Raw genomic sequence first — 16,262 nt, 5'->3', positions numbered from 1 at the left:
ACGGTGCCGGCGACGACGGCGGCAGGTACCACGCCGGACGTCCACCCGGCGTGGTACCGACGCTCGTTGCTCGCGGTGTTCGTGGCCGCGTTGGTCACCCAGAACGCCATCGCGGTGCCCTACGTCATCAAGAACGGCCCGGGTTCGGTGAAGGACTTCTTCGTCGGCGACATCCTGCGGTCGACGCCCGGCCGGTTCGCCATGGTCGACCTGGCCTTCGTGGTGATCGGATTCCACCTCTGGGCCTTCGCCGAGGCGCGCTCATTGGGCATCCTGCGGTGGTGGCTGCCGTCGGTGGCACTGACCTTCGGTGTCGGGATCGCCACGGCCATCCCCTTCTTCCTGATGGCGCGGGAACGGGCGCTGGCGGGCTGAGTGCGCCACGTGCCCGGCGCGGACGCCGTACCCGTCATCCTGCACGGATGACATCGGGTGTTGCTCAGCCACATCTCAGACGTTGTGGATAAAACTAGACACATGCGCATACTCGTGGTCGACGACGATCGTGCTGTCCGAGAGTCGTTACGCCGATCGCTGACGTTCAACGGATACTCCGTCGACACCGCGGGCGACGGCATCGAGGCACTGGAGAAGATCGTCGCCGAACGACCCGACGTCGCCATCCTCGACGTGATGATGCCGCGTCTGGACGGACTCGAGGTGTGCCGCCGGCTGCGCTCCACCGGCGACGACCTCCCGATCCTGGTGCTGACGGCCCGTGATTCGGTGTCCGAGCGGGTCGCCGGGCTCGACGCCGGAGCTGATGACTACCTCCCCAAACCCTTCGCGATGGAAGAGCTCCTCGCCCGGCTGCGGGCGTTGCTGCGTCGCGCCGCACCCGACGACGGAGCCGAATCCGAGACGCTGACCTTCGCCGACCTGTCCCTGGACCCGGTGACCCGTGACGTCTACCGCGCCGAGCGGCAGATCAGCCTCACCCGCACCGAGTTCGCGTTGCTGGAAATGCTGATGGCCAACCCGCGTCGGGTGCTCTCCCGCAGCCGCATCCTCGAGGAGGTGTGGGGCTATGACTTCCCGACGTCGGGCAACGCCCTCGAGGTGTACGTCGGCTATCTGCGACGCAAGACCGAGGCCGAGGGTGAGTCGCGGCTGATCCACACCGTGCGCGGTGTCGGATACGTCCTGCGAGAGACTCCGCCGTAGTGGGTGACCCGGACGATCTCATGGTGAATCTCGATCCCGTGCCCGGCGCGGCGCAGCGGCACGCGTCGGTGCCCGACGCTGCCGCATCGGGGTCGGCCACCGGCGCACACCGGGTGACGCCGCCGGCTGCCAAGCGTCGATTCCGGCTGGGCGGCAACGGCAACGGCAGGGACGACGGAGAGATGCGCGATCCGCTCACCCTCACCCGCACCGTCTCCCTGCGGGTCCGGGTGACGTTGCTGTCGGCGACGGTGGTGTTGCTGGCGGTCAGCCTGATGGCCGGCGCCGCCTACTTCGTCGTCTATCGGGCGATGTACAACGAGATCGACTCCGGGCTCGAGAGCCGTGCCGACGGCATGACCTTGCTCGCCAAACTCGGCACGCTCAACCAGCGTCCGACCGCGCTGATCACCGGCACGGTGTTCTCCACCAACATCTCGATCGCCCTGGTCCGGCCCGACGGGTCGGCACTGCGGATCGGCATCGTTCCCTTCGGCGACACCGAACGTGCCATCGCGGAGTCGACCAACAGCCCGGGCACCAACAATCAGAGCCTGCGCACCGTCAACGGACAACGGGTGCTGGCCCGCAAACTCGACGACGGCAACACCCTGGTCCTGGCGCAGTCGTTGCTGCACACCGATCGGATCCTCAAACGTCTGGCGTGGGTGATGTTCGTCGTCGGCTGCGGTGGCGTCGCCCTGGCCGCCCTGGCCGGGATGACCGTCGGACGCACCGGTCTGAGACCGGTGGCCCGGCTGACCAGGGCCACCGAACGGGTGGCCCGCACCCAGGACCTCACGCCGATACCGGTCACCGGCAACGATGAATTGGCACGTCTGACAGAGAGTTTCAACACCATGCTGCGGGCGCTGGCCGAATCACGGGTCCAGCAGGCGAGATTGGTGGCCGACGCCGGGCACGAGCTGCGCACGCCGCTGACGTCCTTGCGCACCAACCTCGAATTGCTGATCGCGGCAAGCGAACCCGGGGCGCCGCCGGTGCCGGTGGCCGACATGGTGGAACTGCGCTCGGATGTGATGGCCCAGATCGAGGAGCTGTCCACGCTCGTCGGTGACCTCGTCGACCTGGCCCGCGAGGATGCGCCGGAGGTGGTGCTCGAGGAGATCGACCTCGCCGAGGTGATCGATAATGCTCTCGAACGGGTCCGTCGGCGGCGCACCGACGTCGAATTCACCGTCGAGGTCAGCCCCTGGTATGTCTTCGGCGAACCGCAGGGCCTGGCGCGTGCGGTGCTCAACGTGCTCGACAACGCCGCGAAATGGTCGCCCCGCGGACGTGCCGTGGTGGTCACTCTCACCGAGATCACCGTGACGACGGCCGAGCTGACCGTCGCCGACGCGGGCCCGGGCATCCCCGAGGAAGACCGCGACCTCGTCTTCGAGCGGTTCTACCGCTCCACCCAGTCGCGATCCATGCCGGGATCGGGTCTGGGGCTGGCGATCGTGCGTCAGGTGGTGACCCGGCTGGGAGGGACGGTGCGTGCCGAACAATCCGACCTCGGCGGTGCACTCATCCGAATGACCCTGCCCGGGCATCCGGTCCCGGTGGAACCTTCACCGCAGGTGGTTCGTCACTAGATCAGTGGACGCGAACGACGTTCTACCGGCGGTTCGCGGTACCGATCACCTAGGGTTGTCTGCGCTGCCGAATCACGCCGCGCGGCGCCCACGGTCCAGCCCGGGCCGTCGAGGAGAAACGAAGGAACAAGCAGATGTGGGGACGACGAGGATGACCGGTGGAGGTTCGCAGCGCGGACCCTTCGACGATGCGCAGAATCCGGGCGGATCCGGGTGGCCCGCGTCGGGCCGACACGGCCAGGGCGCAGGCGGCGACGGCTCGACGGACAGTGGGCAGTTCCCGGCCTACGGGGGAGCGCCGTGGGAACGCACGGCCGGTTTCGGGCCGTCGACGAGCCCGTACGGGGCGTCGGACCCCTCCTCGGCCGCCGACCCCGGACAGACCGCGTCGGCGTCCGGCTATGAACCGCCGACCCAGACCTACGGCGCACCGGGCTCCGGCTACGGGGGCCCTGGTTACGGATCGTCCTCGCCCTACGGCGCACAGCCGCCCTCGGGTGGGGTGCCGCCGGAGTACGGTACGGCCGTCTCGGGCCCGTCGACCCCACCCGGTCCACCCACGCCGCCGCCGACCGGATTCGGCGATCCGGTGCCGGCCGGTGAGCCGCCCCAGCCGAAGAAGAAGGGGCGCGGCGGGCTCGTCGCCGGGCTGATCGGTGGCGCCCTCGTCGTCGGCCTGGTGGCCGGTGGCATCGGCGGGTACGTGGGTTCGCGAGTCGGCGACGATTCCGCGACCAACACGGCCACTTCGCAACCGCTCGGCGGTGATCCGAATGCGCAGGACACCGAACCCGCTCCGGCTCCGGCCGGCTCGGTGCAGGAAGTGGCGGCCAAGACCTTGCCGTCGGTGGTGTCCATCGACGTCACGGCCGGCAACGAGCAGGGTGAGGGCTCGGGTGTGGTGCTCGACCGCGACGGCACCATCATGACCAACAATCACGTCGTCAGCGGCAGCGACGGCCGCTTGGCGAGCAACGTGGTGGTGAACTTCAACGACGGATCCCGGGCCACCGCAAAGGTTCTCGGCGCCGACTCCATTTCCGACATCGCGGTCATCAAGGTAGACAAGGCCGGACTGACCCCGATCGACGTGGGTACGTCGAAGAACCTGGCCGTCGGTCAGGACGTGATCGCCATCGGCGCGCCACTCGGGTTGGAGGGCACGGTCACCACCGGCATCATCTCCGCCCTCAATCGCCCGGTGTCGACGTCGCGGGAGGGTGGAACCACCTCGGTGATCGACGCCATCCAGACCGACGCCGCGATCAACCCGGGCAACTCGGGTGGGGCACTGGTCAACGCCAAGGGCACGCTGATCGGTATCAACACCGCGATCGCCACCCTCGGTGGCAGCCAGGAGCAACAGACCGGCAGCATCGGTCTGGGCTTCGCGATCCCGATCGATCAGGCGATCCGCGTGGCCAATGAACTCCGGGACACCGGCAAGGCCACCCACGCCGGACTCGGCGTCACCGTCCGGCCCAGCACCGACCCGGACATCCCCGGCGCACTGATCGCCGAGGTGTCCGCCGACGGCCCGGCCGACAAGGCGGGCATTCCCAAGGGTGCGATCGTCACCAAGATCGATGACCGCAACATCACCTCCGGTGATGCCCTGGTGGCGGCGGTGCGCTCCTACAACCCCGGGGACACGGTGACCATCACCTATCAGGCGGGTGGGCAGGAGAGGACGGCACAGGTCACCCTGGCCACACTGCAATCCAACTGAGCACGCACAATCGAATCACCAGAGAACGAAACACCAGAGCACAGCGCGCCGGGCGGTCGGTGACCGCCGGAGAGGACGAGGGCAATGACGAGCAACTCCGGCTTTCAGGTGGCCGATCCCGTCGGGGACGGTGCCGATCTGGACGTGGATCTGGATCCCGCCGACGTGGTCGCGGCCGACGCCGCGGCACGTGCGTCCGCCGCCCGCGAGGGACGTGCCGAGCATGAACCCACCGGCGACGAGGTGGGGCGTGCTCTGGTGGTGGTGGTCGATGACCGGGCCACCCACGGTGAGGTCGACAGCCCGCTCGGCCCGCTGGTGGGGGAGTTGTTGGCGGAGGCCGGTTTTCACGTCGACGCCACGATCGTCGTCTCCGGTGACGAGGTGGAGATCCGCAACGCGCTGAACACCGCCGTGATCGGTGGTGTCGATCTGGTGGTCTCGGTGGGCGGTGTGGGCGTGGGAGCGCGCGACGTGGCCCCCGAGGCCACCGAACCACTCCTGGATCGTCGTCTGCGCGGTATCGAGGAGGCGGTTCGCAGTTCCGGGCTGGCGGCCGGCGCCACCGACGGTGGGCTCTCGCGTGGCCTGGCGGGGATCTCGGGTCAGACCCTGGTGGTCAACATCGCCGATTCCCGGGCGGCGGTACGGGACGGAATGGCCACCGTCGCACCACTCGCAAAATATGTGATTTCTAACATCAGCGAGTTCTGATCCGCTACGGTCGGCAATGGCGAAAGGATATAGGCGTGTCCGCATCTGACGGTCAGGAGCCGAATCCCGAGCCAACGGCAGATGAACAGTCAGCGGCCTGGCAGTCCGGATGTTCGCGACGATCCGCGCGCAGGCGCCGTGATCTGGACGCGATCTTTGGCGAGGACCTGCCCAGCGTTACCTCCGATGAACGTGATCTGAGTCACAGAGAATCCGATCGTTCGTCGTACGACCGCGACCGTCCGCCGCATTATTTGTAATGCTCTGGCACCGTCTCGACGCCAGGTTCAGGGAGTTTTCCTTCCGTTAACATTTCTGGATTCCATCGTTGCTGATGTCGTATTCGAGATCGGTAATGGGAAGGCTGAGACACGGCTGATTCCAGCTGTTGCCCTCTTCGTGACCTCTCAGATAGCGTTCGCCTGGACGACACCGGTGCCCAACGTGGCGTGTCGGTACAAGTCCTGCGGAACGCAGCTGGTTGTGGTCCGCTGTGGTGGCATACATCGTCCACATGTAATGGCTCCTGGTGTTTCTGGGGGGAACGGTTACGAGTGCGGCGGGGTCGGTCACCAATGGTCAACCTGAGAATTGCGGGTGCGATTCTCAGAAAACACCGAATCCTGTGAGAGGGAACGAATGAGCAAGTTCAGCAAGCTTGGGCTGCGCCGTGCTGCGGGGGCATGCGCCATCACCGCCGTGGCGGCGATCGGTCTGGCAAGCATGGGAACGGGGAACGCGGCAGCGGCTCCGCTCGCGAACGGAACCAAGTCCGTCAGCGGTCTTGACGGCGAGAAGATCACCACGAAGAGCGAGTTCAACTCGCAGTACTCGGTGGCGCGCGTCGCCAACAATGGCCTCGGCCGCACCGCGTTGCTGTCGGGAACCTTCTCGGCCGAGGGCAGCGAGGGCGTCAGCGGCAAGCTGACCATCTACATTCTGGCCGGTTGCCAGGTCGATGTCAGTGGATTCTCGGGTGAGACCGGTGGCACGCTGTCGGTGCTCCCGTCCCCGTCGCTGACGGTTTCCGGGGGAATCTCACTCCCCATCGCTCCGGGCGAGGCCACGATCCAGCCGGTCTCCGTCAGCAAGAGCTTCGATGCGGGCAGCAAGGCCTACGTCCAACTCCAAGACTTCGAGATCGAATTCCCCAACTGTGGCGGGTACGCTTCGGCACGCACCATCGCCCAGGTGATGGGTGGCAAGGGCTACGAGATCAGTGATGACGACGACACCGTCACGGGTGAAGGCACGTTCCTCAAGTCCAAGCTCTACGGCCAGCCCTTCTTCGTCAGCTGACCGAGCAGATAACCACACCGAACTATCTGCTCCGGGCAGATCTACTTTCCACGAAGGGGAATCATGAACAAGATCATCACGCGTCGCGTTGCGGCGGGCGTCGGTATCACCGGCGCTGCGTTGATGGCCGTCACCGCGACCGGCGCCGGCGACGCAGCCGCAGCTCCGGTCGCGAACACCACGATCACCAAGACGCTCGTCGACGGCACGCCCGTCAAGATCGAGCTGTTCGGTCAGGACGTCAGCTACCAGAACGCAATTGTCGAGTCCTTCAACCTTGTTCGCGAGGTCTGGGTCTCGGGCAAGGTTCGCGTCACTGTGGGCGGCGAGGCCACCGGCGGAACGATCGCTGCCGGTTACATCGTCGGGTGCCAGGTCAACATCGGACTGGGGGCTGGCGCTGACGGTGGAGCCGAGGGTTCGGCAGCGCCGAGCACCGGTGGCGGGCTCGATACGAGTGCGACACCGTCGGCGGGTGCAAACACCACTCTTGCGCTCGGGCCAGGCCAAGCCTTCTACGTGCCGATCATCGACACCACGGACAGCGATGACGACGGCGTGACGGATTACACATTCACCGGCAACACCGGTGGCGTCGCGTACAGCCAGGAGACGTTCAAGACCGAGAACAACTGCGGAGGGTACGCAGAGGCCAAGGCGAAGGTCACCGTGACCGTCGACACCGACTCGGTCAAGGGTGTCGTGACCCTGTACGGCCAGCCGTTCAGCATCGGCTGACAGCTGCCGTCAGGACCATCTGACGCAACACAACAAGGGCGGGAACCTCGAAGCAGGTTCCCGCCCTTCGTTATTGGTGCCGCAGGATGGGGGTCGCGTGCACTGAGTGCTTGCTGCTGACGGCCGGCCTCCCCCAATCGGGGGAAGCCGGATTCCCCCGGCAGATCCACCACCCGGTCGATGTCGACCCGCTCCTTCCGAGACGAAACTCAATGGTGTTCACAGAGATTCGGCCAACAAGGAGCGACCACCATGAGCACCACAACCAGCAATCAGGCCCCGCGGTCCACCAGCGACGCAGCGTCCACCCGACAGGACCCCCGCCGCCGCAATGCGATTCTGTTCGGCATCGCCGGGGTCGCAGTCGCCGGCGCGGCATTGTTCGGCGTGACGATGACCGGCCACAGCCACGCAGCGGCGACACCCGCATCGTCGATCACCGCCCCGTCGTCGAGCTCGTCGGTATCCCCGGCCGTACCGGTGACTCCGACCGTCAACCCGGCCGTACCGGTGACTCCGACCCTCAACCCGGCCGTACCGGTGACTCCGACGGTGACGCCCGCTGTCCCGGTCACGCCTTCCGTGACGCCCGCGGTGCCGGTGACCCCGACCGGAACCGTCACTCCCGCAGTGCCGGTCACCCCTGCAGGCACTGTCTCACCCGCCACCCCGGTCCTGCCCTGAGCAGAAGCGAACGGCCCCGCGTCCGAAGACGCGGGGCCGTTCATGATGTGACTGTCAGCGCGAATGCCGTCCGGGGGCATCCGGCGGATAGTCGCCGGGGAATTCCTCTCCCGGGTATCCCTGGCCGGGCGGATACGTTCCCGGCGGCGGGTAGCTGCCCTGGCCGGGGGGCGGGTAATTGCCGGGCGGCGGGTAGTTGCCCGGAGCCGGCGGCGGCGTGGCGCCACCGGGTCCTCCCGGGTAGGACACACCTTGAGTCGATCCGGGCGGCGTCAACGGACCCGACGGCGAGGGATCGGAGTACGGCGCCGGCTCCGACGAGAACGACGCCGGCGGCGGGGTGACCCGCTTGGTCTCGATCACCTGGGTCTTGTTCGGGTCGCCGACGCCCTCGGGAAGACCACCGGACGGCGGACCACCCGGATCGTTGAGATGCGGCGGCAGCACCGCCTGCGCCTGCTCCTTGGCCGACGAGCTGTCCTCGGGAGCGAGGATGTCGCGGATCTCGGTGAGCAGCGCGATCTCGGTGACCTCGGCTTCGTCGGGCTTCTTGCCCAGCGACGCGAGCTTGTTGTACGGCACGATGATGATGAAGTAGATCACCGCGGCCACGATCAGGAAGTTGATGATCGCCGCGATCAACGCGCCGAAGTCCAGGTAGGTCGCGTCGTTATCGGTGACTTTGAAGCCGAGCCCACAGACCGAGACCGGCGCCTGGACGGCATCCGGGTCGCTCGATGCCTGTCCGCAACTGTCGTTGCCGGTCGGGATTGCCGCCAGCAGCGGATTGATGATTCCGGTGGTGAAGGCGGTGACGATCCCGGTGAAGGCAGCGCCGACGATGACCGCGGTGGCCAGTTCGACGACATTGCCCCGGAGTATGAAGTCCTTGAAACCCTTGAGCACTTCCGGTCCTTCCTGATTGATCATTGGTGCCGGGCATCCATGCCGGGTGCTCAAGAAGGCACGGACTTGAGGGAACTCTATCCAGGATGGTAAACGAGGCGACGCCTTCTGCTCGGTTGAATTCGCGGGCGCGTTCGATTGACAGCGAAGTTTCGCAGGGTCACATCAGTGCAGTACCACCGCCAACGGCACATCCAGACCGGCTCCCGCCACGCGATGTGCGGCGGTGCGGCCCATGGCGAGCAGGATCGGGGGAGTGGCGCTCGCACGCGTCGGTGACGCGCCGACGGCGGTCGGCACCACCGCCACGATCGCGCCGGTGGCGAGTACATCGGTGTCGGCGGTGAGCACGTCGACGACGTCACCGGCCCGCACCAGCGAGGCCACCGTGTCGTCGGCGAGCCGGACGGGAACCAGCCGCGCGTCGTCGTCACCGGTCAGTTGAACGGGCAACCGCGGCGACAGCAATCGCGATCCGGTGACGATCTCACCGGAGCCGATGGGGCCGGTCACGGTGTGCGCCTCACCGTCGGCGGCCAGGCGCAGCGCACCCTCGGGGACGAGTTCGACCGGAACCGACTGTTGCCGCAGATCGGCCGCGACCAGCGCGTGGCCCGGTGCCAGATCGTGCGCCGCCACCAGCACCGACGTGTGGGTCTCGGTCCGTTGACCGTGGAGGCCCACCGCCACCGCCGCGGCGATCAACACCAGGGACATTGTTCGACGGATCGCCACCGATCGCGCCCAACCCGGACGCATCGCGTGGGCGGCCCGATCGCGCAGTCGAGGACCCATCGTGGTCCGGGTCAGAGGTAACCGCATGCGGGCACGGTAAGTGCGGTGTGAGGCCCACGGAACGACGAAGCCCGAACCTGTGGACAGACACCGCCCACCGGTGACATCTGCACAGGTCACCCGTTCGAATGGACGAGGCATGCAGTGAACTGGGAGAATTGTCGCAGGTGTGCCGGGAAGTCTGGTCGGCTCCGCCCCACAACGCGGGCGGGAATGCTCTACTCAACGACCCCGATCGCCGCGTCACCGCGTGCGATCCCAGCTACCAGGAGCCGCCCGTGACAGGTCCCATGATCAATCCCCGGTCCGGAACGACCCAGTCCTCCGAAACCGATTCGACAGATCCGTACCCTGCCGATTCAGATGCCACCGACACGCCGACGGCCGACACCCCGGACACCGGTGACGGACGCTGGCGCACGCTGAATCGACGAGAACGCTTCCGCCGAACCCTGTCCCTGGATACGACGAGCGGCATCCTGCTGCTCGCCTTCGCCGCCGTCGCGGTGATCTGGGCCAACACCCCGTGGCGCGAGACCTACCACGATCTGCTGGCCATCGAGGTCGGGCCGGAGGCGCTGCACCTGCATCTGTCGCTGGCGCACTGGGCCGCCGACGGTCTGCTGGCGATCTTCTTCTTCGTCGTCGGCGTGGAGCTCAAGCACGAATTCGTCGCCGGCAGTCTGCGTGACATGCGCCTGGCCGGCGTGCCCATCGCCGCCGCCGTCGGCGGCATGGTGACCCCCGCCGCGATCTACCTGCTGATCGTCGGACTGTCCGGGGATTCGTCGGCGCTGCACGGCTGGGCGATCCCCACGGCCACCGACATCGCGTTCGCGCTCGCGGTCCTCGCGATCTGCGGACGGGGCCTGCCGTTGGCGTTGCGCACCTTCCTGCTGACGCTCGCGGTGGTCGACGACCTGCTGGGCATCATCGTGATCGCCACCGTCTACACCGACACCATCGATCTGCTGATGCTCGGCGCCGCGATCATCGCGGTGGTCGTCTTCGCCGCCGCCGTGCGTGCCCGACGCACCCATTGGTGGTTGCTGCTCCCGATCGCGCTGGTGGCCTGGGGATTCATGCACGCCTCGGGGGTGCACGCCACCGTCGCCGGTGTGCTGCTGGGCTTCGTGGTTCCGGCCAAACCGATTCGCGGTGAAAAGCTCAGTCGCACAGAGCTATTCGAGGAGTCCATCCGGCCGTGGTCGTCGTCGGTGGCGTTGCCGGTGTTCGCCTTCGCCGCTGCCGGGGTCTCCGTTGTCGGGGGTGAGGGCAGTCTGGTCCAGCCCGTCTCCATCGGCATCGTCGCCGGGTTGATCGTCGGCAAGATCGTCGGCGTGATGGCCGCGACCGCGGTGATGGTCCGGTTCACGCCGCTGCGGCTGCCCGACGCGATCGGCCTGCGTGACCTGGTGCCGGTCGGCATGCTCACCGGTGTGGGCTTCACGGTGGCGCTGCTCATCGCGGAGTTGTCCTTCGAGGACGACGCCGTGCACTCCGCACCCGCCAAGGCGGCCATTCTGATCGGCTCGGTCCTCGCCGCCGGCATCGCGGCGCTGCTGCTGCGCTGGGATGCGCGGCAGGCCCGTGACCCGGACATGAACCGCGACGGCATCCCCGACCGTGACATCGAGGTCATCGGCGGCTGATCAACCGCTGACCTGCAGAGAACGCCGAGGTTGGCACTCGGAATGCTGGAGTGCCAACTTCGGTTAAACTATGCGGCAGTCATTACATTTCCTGCGGAGGTTTACGGTGCCCACCTACTCATATGCGTGCACAGAGTGCGACAACAAGTTCGACATCGTTCAGTCGTTCTCCGAGGACTCCCTCACCGAGTGCCCGCAGTGCACCGGCCGCCTGCGCAAGCTGTTCAACTCCGTCGGCATCGTGTTCAAGGGCAGCGGCTTCTACCGCACCGATTCCCGGGGCGGGTCCAGCTCGTCGGAGACCAGCTCGTCGAGCGAGTCGTCGTCCAACTCAAGTTCATCGAGCGAGTCGAGCAGTAGCACGTCGTCATCGAACAGTGAGTCGAAGTCCTCGTCGTCGAGCGATAAGAAGGCGGCAGCGCCGGCGTCGGCGTGAGTCTTGTCCGAAATCTTTGTGGACGCTTGGTGACGTTGAGGTGAACCGTGTCGTCTGGCCGATGGGTTAGTAATGCGTAACCCGGTCTCGGGTTGCGTGAGTTATGTCCTTTGCTAGGTTCCTATCCAGACCCCTTTCAGTCGGGGAGGGCAGTTCCGTAAAAGGAGAATTTCATGGGTAAGACACGTCGCAGCATCCGCCTCGCAGGAGCAACCGCCGCAATTGCCGGAGCAAGCGCGATGGCTGCGCCCGCATCAGCAGACGTGACCGGCGTCGAGGTCACCACTCCGTCAGGCTACGGCTCATCTGAGGGTGTTTACGGCCCGGGCTGTGAGTACACGGTAGAGGCCACGGTCAACAACCAGAACTTGGGTGAGAAAGTGACATTCACCGTCACCAGCGGTGGCGCGACGGTTGAGACCGAAGATGTCACGCCAACCGGGAATTCCGCCAAGTTCACTTGGACGCCGGATGGACCTGGTAGCTATGTGATCACTGCCAAGCAGCCGAGCTCCGCGGCGAAAAGCACTGACCCTCTGACGGTCGGCACCTTCGCGATCTCCAACGAGAATCTGAGCGACGGCACCTGTATCGTTATCTACTGATCGACGCTCTTCCGAAATGCGCCCCCAGCACTGTCTGGGGGCGCATTTCTGCTTACCGAGTCTCGATCTCACTGCACCCGCCCCCCGGCGTCACCACCCACCCCATCGGAACGTCGTAGGCGTCGCCGGGGAGTTCGTCGACCAACTCCCCGTCATAGACCACGGCCACCAGTTCCGCCGACACACCTGCGATCGACCGGTCGTAATACCCCGCGCCGCGTCCCAACCGCACCCCCGACCTCGAGACGGCCAGCGCGGGCACGATGATCACCGACGCCGACCCGATCGCATCGGTGCCCAGGTGCGGTCCGGTCGGTTCCAGCAGACCCCAGCGTCGACGCTCCAACGACGACGGACCCCCGTATCGCACCCAGTCCAGGGGTTGCGGATCTCCGGGCGGTACGACGGGTAGCAGCACCGTAGCGCCGGTGTTGGCGAGGGCATCGAGCATGGCCACCGATCCTGGTTCGGTCCCCACCGGCACATACGCCGCGACCGTCGCGTGCTCATCGAGTCCGAACGGGGTGGCTGCCATGTGCGCGGAGAGCCGTGCCGCAGCTGCATCCCGATCGTCCGCCAACATCGCCGCGCGTCGCGCGACGAACTCCTCGCGCAGTTGCCTCTTGGTGGTACCCACCTCAACACCCTTCGCCCCGTGATCTCACACCGCTCCTGTGGCTGGTTGCCAGCATCCAACATTAGGGTGGGGTCATGACGGCCAGCACGAAGTCTTCGCCCACCGAATTCCCCGAGTACAGCGACGTACCCGACACTCCGCCGATTCCGCGCACCGCGGTGGTCCCGGCGGCCGGTCTGGGTACCCGATTCCTGCCGGCGACGAAGACCGTCCCGAAGGAACTGCTGCCCGTCGTCGACACCCCGGGCATCGAACTCGTCGCCGAAGAGGCGAAAGCCGCCGGCGCCGAGCGTCTGCTGATCGTGACGTCGCCCGGTAAGGACGGCGTCGTCGCGCACTTCGTCGAAGACCTCGTCCTGGAGAACACCCTGGCCAAGCGGGGCAAGGCCGCGATGCTGGCCAAGGTGCGTAAGGCGCCGTCGCTGCTCGAGGTGGCCTCGGTGGTCCAGGACAAGCCCCTGGGACTCGGCCACGCCGTGGGATGCGTGGAGAACTACCTCGACGACGACGAGGACGCCATCGCGGTGCTGCTGCCCGACGACCTGGTCCTGCCCGGCGGGGTCCTCGAGGTGATGGCCCGCACCCGGCAGCGCCGCGGCGGGTCGGTGCTGTGCGCCATCGAGGTGCCGCCGGACCGCATCAGCGCCTACGGCGTCTTCGACGTCGAGGAATTGCCCGACGCCAACAACCCGAACGTCAAACGCCTCAAGGGCATGGTCGAAAAGCCCGAACCGCAGGACGCGCCGTCCAATCTGGCCGCGGCCGGTCGCTACATCCTCGACCGCAAGATCTTCGACGCGTTGCGCCGCATCAAGCCCGGCGCCGGCGGCGAACTGCAGCTGACCGACGCGATCGCCCTGCTCATCGAGGAGGGCGAGCCCGTGCATGTGGTGGTTCATCACGGCACCCGTCATGACCTCGGCAACCCCGGCGGCTACCTCAAGGCCGCCGTCGACTTCGCCCTCGACCGCGACGACTACGGCCCCGACCTGCGTGAGTGGCTGACCCAGCGGCTCGCCGAGGACTGACAGTCGACCGCGACGCGCTCGCCGCATCGGGTCACCTCGGTCGGGTCCCCGCGCGCCTGACACATCGGGCATCGCGGGCCTACTAACCTCGATGCGATGGAGCCGGGCCCGGCGGTAGGTGAGGTGAGATGCGTTCGGTTGAAGATCATCTGACGTTGGTGACGGCCGCTGCGGTCGCACCCCGTCCGGTGCGGGTGGCGATCTCTGAGGCGCAGGGCCTGATGTGCGCCGAGGAAGTCCTCACTGAGGCGCCGATGCCCGGATTCGACCAGGCCGCCGTCGATGGGTACGCGGTGCGCGCGGTCGACGTCGTGTTGGCCGGCGAACCGGCACCGGAGGACCTCGAGGACTTCGACGCCGGTGGCGCCGACCTGATCGACCTCGAGGCCGGTGAACCGATGATCGTGTCGCTGCCGGTGGTCGGCGAGATCGCACCCGGAGCCCGCACCCCCACCCGACTGCAGCCACGGCAGGCCGTCCGCGTCGAAACCGGTGCGCCCATGCCCACTCTCGCCGACGCGGTGGTGCCGCTGCGCTGGACCGATGGCGGTGACTCCAAGGTCAAGGTCGGCCACGGCGTCGACAGCGGTGACTACGTCCGGCGGATCGGTGACGACGTCCAACCCGGCGACGTGGCGGTGCGCGCCGGTGCCATCATCGGCCCCGCCCAGGTGGGACTGCTTGCCGCCGTGGGACATTCACGAGTGCTGGTGCATCCGCGGCCGCGGTTGTCGGTGATCTCGATCGGCAGTGAACTCGTCGACATCGACCGCACCCCCGGGCCCGGACAGATCTTCGACGTCAACAGTTACGCGCTGGCCGCCGCGGCCCGCGACGCCGGTGCCGACGTCAACCGCGTCGGCATCGCCGAACGCGACAGTTCCCGCATGCGCGAAGTCGTTGAGGCGCAACTCATCCGATCCGAGATCGTGGTGATCTGCGGGGCGATCGGCGGTCAGGCCGGCCGCTCGGTGGTCGATGCGCTCTCGGACCTCGGTGACCTCGAGGTGGTGCGGGTGGCGATGCATCCGGGCTCGGTGCAGGGCTTCGGACGCCTCGGCCGCGACGAGGTGCCCACCTTCCTGCTACCGTCCAACCCGGTCAGTGCCCTGGTGTCCTTCGAGGTGATGGTCCGGCCGCTGATCCGCATCGCCCTGGGCAAGCGGCAACCGATGCGCCGGGTCATCACGGCCCGCACCATCGGTCCCATCGCATCGGTCAAGGGCCGCAAGGGATATCTGCGCGGTCAATTGATGCGCGACGAACGGTCGGGGGAGTACCTGGTGCAGGTACTCGGCGCCTCACCCACCGGATCGAGTCACCTGCTCGCCGAACTCGCCGAGGCCAACTGCCTGATCATCGTCGAATCCGACGTGGAGGAACTGGGCATCGGCGACGAGGTCGAGGTGGCGTTCCTGGCCCAGCGGGGCTGAGGCGATCGGCGCGGCGGTTACCCGCCCGCTGTGTGATCGTCACCGCATAGACTCCCAGATGTGTTCAGGTGGTTGAGTGGTGATCCGGTCAGCCCGGGGTGGCCTGCGACGCTCGGTCCGCTCGGTACGCGGGCCGGCGCGGTGAGTCTGCGCCCGGTGAAACTGCGCGATGCCAAGGACTGGAGCGACCTGCGGATTCGGAACCAGAATTCGCTGCTGCCCTGGGAACCGACCGGCACCGGGTCATGGGCGTCGCGACACCAGGTCAGTTCGTGGCCGCCGCTGTTCTCGGTGCTCAAATCCGAGGCGAAGCGGGGCACCCTGCTGCCGTTCGTCATCGAACTCGACGGCCGATACGTCGGCCAACTCACCGTCGGCAACATCCAGCGCGGCGCCGTGCGCACCGCGTGGATCGGCTACTGGATCGACGCCGGACATGCCGGGCAGGGGATCACCACCGCCGCCGTCGCCCTCGGCGTCGACCATTGCTTCGGTCCCGTCGGGCTGCATCGACTCGAGGCCACCGTGCAGCCGGAGAATGCGGCCTCGCAGGCGGTACTGATGAAACTCGGGTTCCGGCGTGAGGGCCTGCTGGAACGCTACATGGACGTCAACAAGCGCTGGCGTGATCACTACCTGTTCGGGTTCACCGTCGAGGAGGTCGAGGGCAGCGTCGCCGAGGCCCTGGTGCGGTCCGGGCGGGCCAGTTTCCTCTGATCGGTGAGTGTCAAGCTGTGGTGAGTCAGTTCCCGATTTTGTTGTGTTATGCGGTGGGTTGGTGGTGCAGGTTGATGGCGACGCGTTGCTGCGGTCGTTTGACTGTGGGTGGTTGGTGGAAACG

17 protein-coding genes are annotated in these 16,262 nt (G+C 66.9%); 14 read left to right on the top strand and 3 right to left on the bottom strand.

Annotated features, from left to right (window positions below; translation table 11 throughout):
- Positions 1-3 precede the first annotated feature (3 nt).
- From ABLE94_RS17085 to ABLE94_RS17050, 8 genes are all read left to right on the top strand, one after another.
- Positions 4-375, top strand: coding sequence for a DUF2834 domain-containing protein (locus tag ABLE94_RS17085; RefSeq protein ID WP_348809423.1), 372 nt, complete (start codon positions 4-6; stop codon positions 373-375).
- 102 nt (positions 376-477) lie between these two features.
- Positions 478-1,164 carry a response regulator transcription factor gene (locus ABLE94_RS17080; RefSeq protein WP_348803008.1) on the top strand — a complete coding sequence of 229 codons (687 nt, stop codon included), beginning with the start codon at positions 478-480 and terminating at the stop codon, positions 1,162-1,164.
- A 182-nt stretch (positions 1,165-1,346) separates the two neighbouring features.
- Positions 1,347-2,765 (top strand): HAMP domain-containing sensor histidine kinase, encoded by a 1,419-nt coding sequence (locus tag ABLE94_RS17075; RefSeq protein WP_348809422.1) that lies wholly within the window; start codon positions 1,347-1,349, stop codon positions 2,763-2,765.
- Between the two features lie 151 nt (positions 2,766-2,916).
- Complete coding sequence (locus tag ABLE94_RS17070) at positions 2,917-4,494, top strand: S1C family serine protease (RefSeq protein ID WP_348809366.1); 1,578 nt, start codon at positions 2,917-2,919, stop codon at positions 4,492-4,494.
- Between the two features lie 84 nt (positions 4,495-4,578).
- On the top strand, positions 4,579-5,208 hold the full coding sequence (locus ABLE94_RS17065) for a MogA/MoaB family molybdenum cofactor biosynthesis protein (protein WP_348809365.1): 630 nt from the start codon (positions 4,579-4,581) through the stop codon (positions 5,206-5,208).
- A 639-nt stretch (positions 5,209-5,847) separates the two neighbouring features.
- Complete coding sequence (locus ABLE94_RS17060; RefSeq protein WP_348809364.1) at positions 5,848-6,507, top strand: MspA family porin; 660 nt, start codon at positions 5,848-5,850, stop codon at positions 6,505-6,507.
- Positions 6,508-6,630: 123 nt separating this feature from the next.
- Entirely contained in the window at positions 6,631-7,245 is a 615-nt protein-coding gene (locus ABLE94_RS17055; RefSeq protein WP_348809363.1) for an MspA family porin, read from the top strand.
- A 252-nt stretch (positions 7,246-7,497) separates the two neighbouring features.
- A complete protein-coding gene (locus tag ABLE94_RS17050) occupies positions 7,498-7,929 on the top strand; it encodes a hypothetical protein (RefSeq protein ID WP_348809362.1) in 432 nt (143 codons plus the stop codon).
- Positions 7,930-7,983: 54 nt separating this feature from the next.
- On the opposite strand, the gene mscL is transcribed toward ABLE94_RS17050, so the two are convergent.
- Positions 7,984-8,835, bottom strand: a complete 852-nt coding sequence (mscL, locus tag ABLE94_RS17045) for a large conductance mechanosensitive channel protein MscL (protein ID WP_348809421.1) — start codon at positions 8,833-8,835, stop codon at positions 7,984-7,986.
- Positions 8,836-9,000: 165 nt separating this feature from the next.
- On the bottom strand, positions 9,001-9,657 hold the full coding sequence (locus tag ABLE94_RS17040; RefSeq protein WP_348809361.1) for an SAF domain-containing protein: 657 nt from the start codon (positions 9,655-9,657) through the stop codon (positions 9,001-9,003).
- 263 nt (positions 9,658-9,920) lie between these two features.
- Here ABLE94_RS17040 and nhaA point away from each other — a divergent pair, with 263 nt between their 5' ends.
- The 3 genes from nhaA to ABLE94_RS17025 all read left to right on the top strand — a co-directional run bounded on the left by nhaA (position 9,921) and on the right by ABLE94_RS17025 (position 12,323).
- The gene (gene nhaA / locus ABLE94_RS17035; protein WP_425476231.1) at positions 9,921-11,282 is read left to right on the top strand and encodes a Na+/H+ antiporter NhaA; all 1,362 of its coding nucleotides are present in this window, start codon (positions 9,921-9,923) and stop codon (positions 11,280-11,282) included.
- A gap of 106 nt (positions 11,283-11,388) precedes the next feature.
- Complete coding sequence (locus ABLE94_RS17030; RefSeq protein WP_348809359.1) at positions 11,389-11,718, top strand: FmdB family zinc ribbon protein; 330 nt, start codon at positions 11,389-11,391, stop codon at positions 11,716-11,718.
- Between the two features lie 173 nt (positions 11,719-11,891).
- Complete coding sequence (locus ABLE94_RS17025; RefSeq protein WP_348809358.1) at positions 11,892-12,323, top strand: hypothetical protein; 432 nt, start codon at positions 11,892-11,894, stop codon at positions 12,321-12,323.
- 52 nt (positions 12,324-12,375) lie between these two features.
- Here ABLE94_RS17025 and ABLE94_RS17020 read toward each other — a convergent pair whose 3' ends face one another.
- Complete coding sequence (locus tag ABLE94_RS17020) at positions 12,376-12,960, bottom strand: 5-formyltetrahydrofolate cyclo-ligase (protein ID WP_348809357.1); 585 nt, start codon at positions 12,958-12,960, stop codon at positions 12,376-12,378.
- 74 nt (positions 12,961-13,034) lie between these two features.
- On the opposite strand from ABLE94_RS17020, the gene ABLE94_RS17015 reads away from it, so the two are divergent.
- The 3 genes from ABLE94_RS17015 to ABLE94_RS17005 all read left to right on the top strand — a co-directional run bounded on the left by ABLE94_RS17015 (position 13,035) and on the right by ABLE94_RS17005 (position 16,138).
- Complete coding sequence (locus tag ABLE94_RS17015) at positions 13,035-13,988, top strand: UTP--glucose-1-phosphate uridylyltransferase (protein ID WP_348809356.1); 954 nt, start codon at positions 13,035-13,037, stop codon at positions 13,986-13,988.
- A gap of 128 nt (positions 13,989-14,116) precedes the next feature.
- On the top strand, positions 14,117-15,421 hold the full coding sequence (gene glp, locus ABLE94_RS17010) for a molybdotransferase-like divisome protein Glp (RefSeq protein ID WP_348802994.1): 1,305 nt from the start codon (positions 14,117-14,119) through the stop codon (positions 15,419-15,421).
- Between the two features lie 60 nt (positions 15,422-15,481).
- The gene (locus ABLE94_RS17005) at positions 15,482-16,138 is read left to right on the top strand and encodes a GNAT family N-acetyltransferase (protein WP_348809355.1); all 657 of its coding nucleotides are present in this window, start codon (positions 15,482-15,484) and stop codon (positions 16,136-16,138) included.
- Positions 16,139-16,262: the final 124 nt, after the last annotated feature.

Source organism: Gordonia sp. VNK1 (assembly GCF_040049135.1).
Classification (GTDB): domain Bacteria; phylum Actinomycetota; class Actinomycetes; order Mycobacteriales; family Mycobacteriaceae; genus Gordonia; species Gordonia oleivorans.
The sequence above is the reverse complement of the archived record's forward strand: the minus strand, read 5'-3'. Positions and strand labels throughout refer to the sequence as shown.